This window comes from Amycolatopsis sp. MtRt-6 (assembly GCF_017308975.1).
Classification (GTDB): Bacteria; Actinomycetota; Actinomycetes; order Mycobacteriales; family Pseudonocardiaceae; genus Amycolatopsis.
Genome location: NZ_JADWPD010000034.1, coordinates 42,959 through 51,712, shown reverse-complemented (window position 1 = coordinate 51,712; position 8,754 = coordinate 42,959). Strand labels below are relative to the sequence as shown.

Genomic DNA, 8,754 nt, shown 5'->3' with positions numbered 1-8,754 from the left:
CGGCCGGGGTGGGTGGGGTGTGGTATGGGGGTTTCTACCCATATTACCCACCCACGACCGCGCGGCCAGCTCGGCCGGGTGCAGCTCGTAGAGCGCGTACGCCTTCCGGATCACCGGCTGCGCCACGTTCCGCACGCGCACGCCGCCGGGTGTCACGCCCTGCTCGCAGCCGAAGTGGGCGTGGCCGTGCAGCGCCAGGTCGGCCCCCACCTCGTCGATCGGCTCGCACAGCAGGTACGAACCGAGGAACGGGTGGATCTCGGGGGGCTCGCCGTGCAGGGTGCCGGGGATCGGCGCGTAGTGCGTCAGCGCGACGACGACGTCCGTGTCGAGCGTCTGCAACGCTTGCCGCAACGAATTCGCCGAGGCCATCGTGTGCTCGACGAAGTCCTTCATCTCCCGCTCGCCGAACCGGCTGGCGCACTTGCCGGCGAACCCGCCGCCGAAGCCCTTGACGCCGGCGACGCCCAGGGAGCCGTCCGGCAGGTCGAAGCGGACCGCGTCACCCTCCAGGACCTCGACCCCGGTCTCCCGCAGCAGGTTCGCGATCACCTCGGCGTAGTCGCTGTGGTGGTCGTGGTTGCCGAGGACCGCGGCGATCGGCACGCCGAGCCCGGCGAGCTCGTCGGCCACCACGCGGGCCTCCTCGACGGTGCCGTGCCGGGTGAGGTCCCCGGCCAGCAGCAGGACGTCGGCGGTGCCCGCGAGGTGTTCCAGGGCCGGCCGGAGCAGGCCGCGGGAATCCTCGCCCAGGTGCACGTCCCCGACCGCGGCGATCCTCATCGGCCGATCTCCTCCGCGCTCGCCGGTTCGCGGACGTCGGCGACCCGGATGTCGTTGTGCACCAGCTCTCCGGTCAGGTATTCGCCGACGACGGCGTCCACCTCCGCCTTGCGCGCGGGGCAGGTGACTTCGCCGGTCAGGTGGACGTGCTCGCCCCGCACGGTCACGTGCACGCCGAGCTCGGCGGTGCGGGGGTCTTCGGCGAGGGCCCGGCTGAGCCGGGCGACGAGGTACTGCGGTGGTTCGGGCACGAGTGCCTCCTTCGGGTCGATCACGGCCAGGTCGCCGAGCAGGGCCAGGAACGCCCGGGCGTACGGGGACGCCGACACCTGCACGGCGACGTCGGTCCAGTCGACCTGCTCGCGCAGGTCGCGGGCGATCCGCAGCAGCGGCGCGAAGTCGCACCGGTGCGCGCTCAGCACGAGCAGCTTGTCCACCAGCAGGTCGGTGCCGCAGACGACCGGCGCCGCGGTGGACCCGATCCGCATCAGCGAGGCGCGGTCGAGCAGCTCGTCGGTCACCGGCCGGTGGTTGGGGCCGTGGATGAGGTCCACCAGGATGTCGCCGTCGTAGACCTTCGTCAGCCAGTCCTCCGGCGGGTGCACGCGGCGCAGGCCCGCCGCGGTGAGCACTTCCGCGGCCCGGTCCGCGTCACCGGGTTTGAGGAACAGGTCGACGTCGTGGTCCGACGGCGGCCCGCCGCGGGCGTACACGGCCAGTCCGCCGGCGACGGCGAACCGGATGCCCGTGCCGTCGAGCGCGGTCACGACACGGGTCAGGCTCTGCAGCAGCGCCTCCGCTTCCATGGCTGAGGACTACCCGCGACCGGGCCGGGCCTAACCGCCGCTTGTGCGTCGCCGCCGGAGCCACGCGCGGGCGCGGGCCACCGTGGGGTGCAGCGCGACGGCGGCGTCGAGGCGCGTGACCTGCAGGGAACGCAGCACCGGCCGCCGGTCGGCGACGACCGCCAGCGGCAGGCCGGCGGCCGAGGAAGAGGCGACCAGCTCGGCGATGACCTGCAGTCCGGCCGAGCCGCAGTAGGTGACGGCGCCCAGGTCGACGATGAGCGCCCCGGGCCGGCCGGCCAGCGCGGCGCGCGCCCGCGTCCGCAGCACCGGCGCGGTGGCGAGGTCGAGGTCGCCGGCGGCCGCGACGACGACGGCTTCGGGCACGGTGCGGACGCGCACCGTCAGCGCGGGCGTCCCGTCGTCGGTCACGGGTGCTCCCTTCCGTCGCTGCCGACCTTAGATGGCTTGCATCGGTTTGTCATCGATTTGCCGGGCGGCCGGTTCAAGACCTTCACCGAGGAACGGACGCTCGGCGCCGCGGCGGTGTCCGGTTTATCCCCGGACCGCCCGGGTAGCCAGCCGCCCTACCAGGCCGGTGGTCCGCCGCCGGCACCCACGAAGGCGCGAAAGTGCCCCTCCCGCAGGAGGTCGAGATGACCCAGGGACCCGGCGGTCAGTCGCCGCCGCAGCAGCACGGCAACGGATCGCCGTCGGACGAAGCCCGCGAAGTGGCGGCCACCGCCGCCGACCGGGGTGGCGAAGTCGCGCAAACGGCCGCGGACCAAGCGAAGCACGTGGCCGCGCACGCCCAGCGGGAAGCACGCGACCTGGTCCGCGAAGGCCGGGAGCAGCTGCAGGCCCAGGCCAGGGACGGTCAGCGAAAGGCGGCGGAGAGCCTCCACCAGCTGGCCGGCCAGCTGGAGCGGATGGCGGAGCAGACGGAGTCCCCCGGCCTCGCCGGCGACGTCGCACGCCAGGTGTCGGACCGGACGCGGTCGGTCGCCGACTGGCTCGAGCACCGCGAACCGGGCGACCTCCTGGACGAGGTGAGGCGCTTCGCCCGCCGCCGCCCCGGCACGTTCCTGATCGGCGCGGCCGTCGCCGGCGCACTCGCCGGACGGCTCACGCGCGGTGTGGTGGCGCAGCAGAAGGAGAGTTCGCCGAACGGCGGGGCTGATGCCCCGCAGCCGCACGCCGGCCCGGCCGTTCCGCAGCCTGGTGGGGCCCGGCCGGATCGCCCGCAGCCGGGATATGCGGCTCCGGGTGGGTACAACGCGCCGCAGCCCACGGAGGGACTGCCGCAACCGAGCCGGCCGGCCGCGGCGCCTGGTGGGTACAACGCACCCCAGCCGAGCGAAGGCCTCCCGCAGCCGGGCACTGCGGCTCCCGGTGGGGCCAACGCACCGCACCCCATGGAGGGCCGCCCGGCTACCGGCGGACCCAACGCACCGCAACCCGCCGAAGGCCTGCCGCAACCGAGCCGGCCGGCCGCAGCACCCGGCGGACCCACCACATCCCGGCCCGCCGACGACCTGCCGCAGCCGAGCCCCCGCTTCTCCGCGCCGGGGCAGGTGCCGTGATGACCGAGGCACCCGGTTCCGCTCGCCGCGCCGGCGAGCCCGTCGACGTGGCCGATGCCTCCGTCGGTGAGCTGATGTCCAACGTCATGCAGGACCTCTCCACCCTGGTGCGCCAGGAAGTGGAGCTGGCGAAGGCCGAAGTGAAGACCGAGGCGGGCAAGGCCGCGAAGGGCGCGGGCATGCTCGGCGGCGCCGGGTTCGCCGGTTACATGGTCCTGCTGTTCCTCTCCCTCGCCCTCTGGCAGGGCCTGGCGAACGTCATGGACGCCGGCTGGGCCGCGCTGATCGTCGCGGTCGTGTGGGCGATCGCCGGCGCCGTGCTCTACGCGACCGGGCGCCGCGAAGTCCGCCGGATCAACCCGAAACCCGAACGCACCGTCGAGACCCTGCAACAGGTCCCGGACGCACTGAAAGGCGAACGACCATGACGGAACCGGAGCGGATCCGCCGCGAAATCGAAGGCACGCAACGCGCGCTCAGCACCGACGTGAACGCCCTCACCGAAAAGGTGACGCCGGGCCGGATCGTCGAACGCCGCATCGGCCGGATGCGGTCGGCGGTGAGCCACGCGCGGGACCGCGTCATGGGCACGGCGTCCGACCACGCGTCGACGGCGGGCGACAAGGTCGGCTCCGTCGCTTCGGCTGCCCAGGACAAGGTGAGCTCCGCCGCCGACGCCGTCAGCGAGGCCCCGGAGTCGATCAAGCGCGGTACCCAGGGTAATCCGCTGGCCGCCGGCCTGATCGCCTTCGGCGCCGGCTGGCTCGTGTCGTCCCTGCTGCCCGCGAGCGAGCCGGAGCGCCGGCTCGCCGGGCAGGCCACCGACCTGGCCCGCGAGCACGTGGCTCCGGTGGCCCAGCAGGCGGCCGGGGAACTGAAGGAGAACCTGCGCGAACCCGCGCAGCAGGCGGCCGAATCGGTGAAGTCGGAAGCCGCCGGCGCGGCGTCCACCGTCAAGGACGAAGCGCGGTCGGCGACCGGCGACGTCACCGATCGCGCCCAGGAGGCCCAGCAGAACGTGCGGTCCCGGAGCTGAGCCGTGGGGCGCGGCCGCCCCCGGCCGCGCCCCATCCCCGCGAAAGGACCGCGATGTCCCCGTACGAGCCACCCGACGGCAACTCCCTGATGTTCGTCGGGACCGCGACCACCGTGCTCCGGCTGGGCCCGTTCACCCTGCTCACCGACCCGAACTTCCTGCACCGCGGCCAGTGGTCGTACTTCGGGCAGGGCCTGCTTTCCCGGCGGCGCACCGAACCCGCGCTGCAGCCGGCGGACCTGCCGCCGCTGACCGCGGTCGTCCTTTCCCACCTGCACGGCGACCACTTCGACCGGATCGCCGCGCGTGAACTCCCCCGCGACACCCCGATCCTCACCACCGGGCACGCGGCCACCCGCTTGCTGCGGCGGGGTTTCCACGCGCCGCTCCCGCTGCCGACGTGGACGTCGGAGACCTTCACCGACGGCGACGCGCGGCTGACGGTGACGTCCGTCCCCGCGCGGCACGCCCCCGGTCCGATGCGGCGGCTGCTCCCGCCGGTCATGGGCAGCGTGCTGGAGTACCGCGCGACGCCGGAAGCCGATCCGCTGCGGATCTACGTCAGCGGGGACACGGTGCTGCACCAGGAACTCCGGAGCATCCGGGAGCACTTCCCCGACCTCGACCTCGCGGTCGTGCACCTGGGCGGCACGCGCGCGTTCGGCGTGCTCGTCACGCTCGACCACCGCGGCGGGGTCGAGCTGCTGAACCTGCTGGAGGCCCGGCGCGCGGTCCCGGTGCACTTCGACGACTACGGCCTGTTCCACTCACCGGTGTCCGAATTCCTGGTGGAGGTCCGGCACCGCCGCCCGCCCACGCGGGTGAAGCTGCTGCTGCGGGGCGAATTCCTGTCGTTGTGACTCCCGCTCACGGCCACGGTTCGCCGTCGCCGAGGACGGGCGCGTCGCGGTGCTGGTCGGCGAAATCCGCCGGATCGGCGTCGGCCGGGACACCGGTGACGTCCTCGGTGTCTTCGCGCTCGGGCCGGACCGGCACCTGCTGGTCGGCCAGGTCGTTCGGCGGGACGAAGTCCCCGGGCATCGTGGTCCCTCCCTTCGCTCGTCCCCGCCCGGTCCCGGTGCCGGCGCGCGGCACCGGGACCAGCGGAGGAACCAGCGTGTCGAAACCGTTTGTCCGTACCTGCGAACCCGACGGCTCCCGGCACGCCGGCGTCGCTGCCGCGGGTGTGCGCCTGGAGGCGCGGTGGCCGGGCCTGAACAGGTCCTACCGGCCGCTGTCGGGGCAGGCAGCGCCCACCGGCGCCGAGGGAAACCCGGGAGCCGTCACGGCATCACTCCCCTTTCCTCGGTGTCCGTTGTCATTCGCCCTCCGGGACACGGAGGAGCCCGCTCCCGCCGCGGGCACTTCGCGGCGAGCAGGCGAACACCCGGTCGTCGTCGGGGCACACCGTCGACCGCGGGCGGCCGCGGCACCCCACGACGGCGGCGGGCGGCGGGAACCGGTGGTGGTGGCGGGCCGAAGTTCGCAGCCACGATGGCGTCGAACTCCGCCTGGACCCACGCGGGGTCGGCCAGCACCAGCTCGGCGAACCCGTCGGCCGTGCGGGTGATCTCGTCCGGCATCGTCGTTCACTCCCCGGATCGTCTCGCGATGTCACCAGGTCATGTCCTGCACTATTTTCTATAGCACTCCCCCGTGATCGGTTCAAGTCCTCAAAGGACCGGCCGGCGCCGCCCCTCCCGTCCTCCGGTGACAATTTTTCCGGATACACCCGTGCGGAGCAGCCGGCCGGCCGCGTGGGCACCGGGCGTCCTCCGGGAGGCGGCCGATCAGGCGGTCCGGGGTCGGCGCCTTCCGCCGTTCAGTGACCGTTCAGTTCGCCTCCGTGCCGGAAAGCGCTGTCTCGCAACGGTTCCCCTAGTGGGGGGGGGGGTGTCCCCGGGGGCCGCGGCGGGGGGGCGGGGGGGGGGGGGGGGCCCCCCCCCCCCCACGGCCCCGACGAAGGAGGACAGCGTGGTTCCCCGACGCAAGACCTTGCTCTCCCTGGTGGTGACGGCCGTGGCCGCTGTGCTGCTGGGCGGCGTGCTCACCGGCGTCGCCGAGGCGCACGGGTCCGCCACCGACCCGCCGTCGCGCAACTACGGCTGCTGGAACCGCTGGGGCAGCGACTTCCAGAACCCGACGATGGCGACGCGGGACCCGATGTGCTGGCAGGCCTGGCAGGCCGACCCGAACGCGATGTGGAACTGGAACGGGCTCTACCGCGAAGGCGTCAAGGGCAACCACCAGGCCGCGATCCCGGACGGGACGCTGTGCAGCGGCGGCCGCACGCAGGCGCCCCGGTACAACGCCCTCGACACGGTGGGCGCGTGGCAGATGGCGAACAAGGACAACCGGTTCACCCTCACCATCACCGACCAGGCCCGGCACGGCGCCGACTACCTGCTGGTGTACATCACCAAGCAGGGCTTCGACCCGGCGACCCAGCGGCTGGGCTGGGGCAACCTCGAACTGGTCGCCCAGACGGGCCGCTACGCGCAGGCCGGGCAGTACCAGCTCGCGGTGAACGCGGGTGCCCGGACGGGGCGGCACATCGTCTACACGATCTGGCAGGCGAGTCACCTCGACCAGTCGTACTACTTCTGCAGTGACGTGAACTTCTCCGGCCGCTGACGGGTGCCGGGCCGCGCTTGGTTCGCGGCCCGGCTCACCCGGGTGCGTACCGGTCGAACCAGGCCGCGGCCGCGCGCAGCGGGACGTCGACCTCCGGGATGCCGGGGTACCAGGCTTTTTCCCATTCGAGAGACACCCACCCGGACCACGAACGCAGCAGTTCGCCGCACCGGCCGAGCGGGACAGCGCCTTCCCCCGGCGGCCGCGGGGTCGGGTCCTGCCTGCTCACCGCGTCCTTGACCTGGAAGTAGCCGAGGTACGGGCCGAGCACTTCCCGGGTGGCGGCGGGCTCCTCGCCGGCACGCCACGGGTGGACGGCGTCCCACAGCACGGCGACCAGGTCCGGTTCCTCGAAGCCGGCGACCAGGTCGAGCGCGGCGGCGCCGGTGGGATGCGAGTCGTGCGTCTCGACCAGGAGCCGGACACCGGCAGCCCGCAGATCGTCGAGGACGGCGCCGATGCGCTGCCGGGCGTCCCCGGCACGACCGGGGTCGCCACCGGGGAAGACGCGCACCGCGGGAGCGCCGACCCGGTGCGCCAGGCCGATCAGGGCTTTCAGTTCGTCGACGACCGGCCGGTCGTCCCCAGCCGCGGCGACCTTCGCATAGCCGGCCAGGCAGGCGATTGCCAGCCCCGCACCGTCCAGGAGGGACCGGACACCGTCGGCGGCGGAACCGGACAGTCCCAAGTGGACTTCCTCGTCGGGGTGGACGCGCAGTTCGAGGCCGGTGCAGCCGTGTGCGAGCGCGGTGCGCGCGGCTTCCCGCACCGGAATCCCCGGCATGCCCAGCGTGCTTACCGCGAACCGCCATCCCATGGCCGACCTCCCCGCTCTTCTGCGCCGAGTGTAAGCGCTTTCAGCTGGGTTCGGAGCCAGCACCCCGAATGCGGGCGCATCGGCACCCACACCGGTGACCACCCCACGAATGCGGGCACACCGGAACCCGCACCCGTGATCACCTCGGGTGCGGGCACCGGGAGCCGGGGCTAGTGGGCCTTGTTCTGCCCGCGGCCTGCCGGGGCGCGGCCGTTCGCGCCGTCGGTGGCCTTGGCCGCCTGCTCGGCAGGCTTGGCGGGACCGGGCTCGGCCGGCTTGGCCGCCGCCGGCGCCGGCTTGGCCGGAGCGGGCTCAGCCGGCTTGGTGGTCGCCGGAGCGGTCTTGGCGGCCGGCGACGCCGGCTTCGCGGCCGACGGCTCTTCGGCGGGCAGCGCGGCGGTGTTCCCCGTCGACTGCGTCGCGGGCTTGTCCGTCGCCTGGGTCGCGGGCTTGTCCGTCGCCTGGGTCGCGGGCTTGTCGGCCGCCTGCCCCGAAGCGTTCTTCTCCGCCTCGGCCAGCGGGTTCGGCCGCCGGACCTGCACGACCGCCGCGATCGCCGCGGCCACCGCTCCGAGCGCCACCAGCCACGGCCAGCGGGCGCGCCGGGTACGCTCACCGCGGGCCACGCTCTTGGCTTCCTGGAGCGCCACGGCCAAGTCCCGCTTCGCCGTGGCCACGGCCTTGCGCCGCTTGCGCCCGGACTCCCCCGCCGAGCTCACCACGGTTGCCACGGCCTGCGCGGCCTTGCGGCCCGGGTCGCGCATCTTCGCCGCGCGGGCCAGTACCTCGTCGCGCGCGGCACCGGAGTGGGTCAGCACGTCGCGGCGTGACGACCGCGTGCTCTTGTCGAGGTCCTTGGTCGCCGCCCGCCCGACCTTCGCGAGTTCGTCCTTGCCTTCGGCCAGCTTCCGATCGGTGATTTCGACCGCCCGCGCGGCCGCGGCCGCCCCCACCCGCGCGGCCTCCGCGGCGAGATCCCGAACGCCGGCCGCCGCCGTCTTCACCGATCGCCCGACCGGGGCGTCGCCCTGGCTCATGTGATCACCTCTCACTCGTCGCAGCAGGCATCACCTGCTCAGCTCACACCTGGGGGCTACCCAGTCCGGGCCCGTCCGG

The 8,754-nt window shown here is 73.8% G+C and carries 12 protein-coding genes; 5 read left to right on the top strand and 7 right to left on the bottom strand.

From position 1 onward, the window contains the following. From I4Q55_RS39920 to I4Q55_RS39910, 3 genes are all read right to left on the bottom strand, one after another. On the bottom strand, positions 1–783 hold a 783-nt coding region (locus I4Q55_RS39920), incomplete at its 3' end, for a metallophosphoesterase (protein WP_242547617.1). After that, positions 780–1,589, bottom strand: coding sequence for a nucleotidyltransferase family protein (locus I4Q55_RS39915; protein ID WP_206795736.1), 810 nt, complete (start codon positions 1,587–1,589; stop codon positions 780–782). The genes I4Q55_RS39920 and I4Q55_RS39915, both read right to left, overlap by 4 nt. Before the next feature lie 30 nt (positions 1,590–1,619). After that, positions 1,620–2,000: an STAS domain-containing protein gene (locus I4Q55_RS39910; RefSeq protein ID WP_206795734.1), complete on the bottom strand. Its 381-nt coding sequence runs from the start codon at positions 1,998–2,000 to the stop codon at positions 1,620–1,622. 224 nt (positions 2,001–2,224) lie between these two features. On the opposite strand from I4Q55_RS39910, the gene I4Q55_RS39905 reads away from it, so the two are divergent. The 4 genes from I4Q55_RS39905 to I4Q55_RS39890 are packed head-to-tail and all read left to right on the top strand — an operon-like array spanning position 2,225 to position 5,047. After that, positions 2,225–3,151 (top strand): hypothetical protein, encoded by a 927-nt coding sequence (locus I4Q55_RS39905; protein WP_242547616.1) that lies wholly within the window; start codon positions 2,225–2,227, stop codon positions 3,149–3,151. Continuing rightward, a complete protein-coding gene (locus tag I4Q55_RS39900; protein WP_206795731.1) occupies positions 3,151–3,579 on the top strand; it encodes a phage holin family protein in 429 nt (142 codons plus the stop codon). Before I4Q55_RS39905 ends, I4Q55_RS39900 begins: the two co-directional genes overlap by 1 nt. Further along, a complete protein-coding gene (locus I4Q55_RS39895) occupies positions 3,576–4,187 on the top strand; it encodes a DUF3618 domain-containing protein (protein ID WP_206795730.1) in 612 nt (203 codons plus the stop codon). Before I4Q55_RS39900 ends, I4Q55_RS39895 begins: the two co-directional genes overlap by 4 nt. 53 nt (positions 4,188–4,240) lie before the next feature. Next, positions 4,241–5,047 (top strand): MBL fold metallo-hydrolase, encoded by an 807-nt coding sequence (locus tag I4Q55_RS39890; protein WP_206795728.1) that lies wholly within the window; start codon positions 4,241–4,243, stop codon positions 5,045–5,047. Positions 5,048–5,054: 7 nt separating this feature from the next. Here I4Q55_RS39890 and I4Q55_RS39885 read toward each other — a convergent pair whose 3' ends face one another. Both I4Q55_RS39885 and I4Q55_RS39880 read right to left on the bottom strand, forming a co-directional pair. After that, positions 5,055–5,228, bottom strand: a complete 174-nt coding sequence (locus I4Q55_RS39885; RefSeq protein ID WP_206795727.1) for a hypothetical protein — start codon at positions 5,226–5,228, stop codon at positions 5,055–5,057. Between the two features lie 242 nt (positions 5,229–5,470). Then, positions 5,471–5,770: a hypothetical protein gene (locus I4Q55_RS39880; RefSeq protein WP_206795726.1), complete on the bottom strand. Its 300-nt coding sequence runs from the start codon at positions 5,768–5,770 to the stop codon at positions 5,471–5,473. 391 nt (positions 5,771–6,161) lie between these two features. Here I4Q55_RS39880 and I4Q55_RS39875 point away from each other — a divergent pair, with 391 nt between their 5' ends. Beyond that, positions 6,162–6,821, top strand: coding sequence for a lytic polysaccharide monooxygenase (locus I4Q55_RS39875; protein WP_206795725.1), 660 nt, complete (start codon positions 6,162–6,164; stop codon positions 6,819–6,821). Positions 6,822–6,855: 34 nt separating this feature from the next. Here the strand turns inward: I4Q55_RS39875 and I4Q55_RS39870 are convergent, their stop codons facing one another. Together I4Q55_RS39870 and I4Q55_RS39865 are read right to left on the bottom strand one after the other, a co-directional pair. Next, positions 6,856–7,638 carry a sugar phosphate isomerase/epimerase gene (locus I4Q55_RS39870; protein ID WP_206795724.1) on the bottom strand — a complete coding sequence of 261 codons (783 nt, stop codon included), beginning with the start codon at positions 7,636–7,638 and terminating at the stop codon, positions 6,856–6,858. A gap of 170 nt (positions 7,639–7,808) precedes the next feature. Continuing rightward, a complete protein-coding gene (locus I4Q55_RS39865) occupies positions 7,809–8,675 on the bottom strand; it encodes a hypothetical protein (RefSeq protein WP_206795723.1) in 867 nt (288 codons plus the stop codon). Positions 8,676–8,754: the final 79 nt, after the last annotated feature.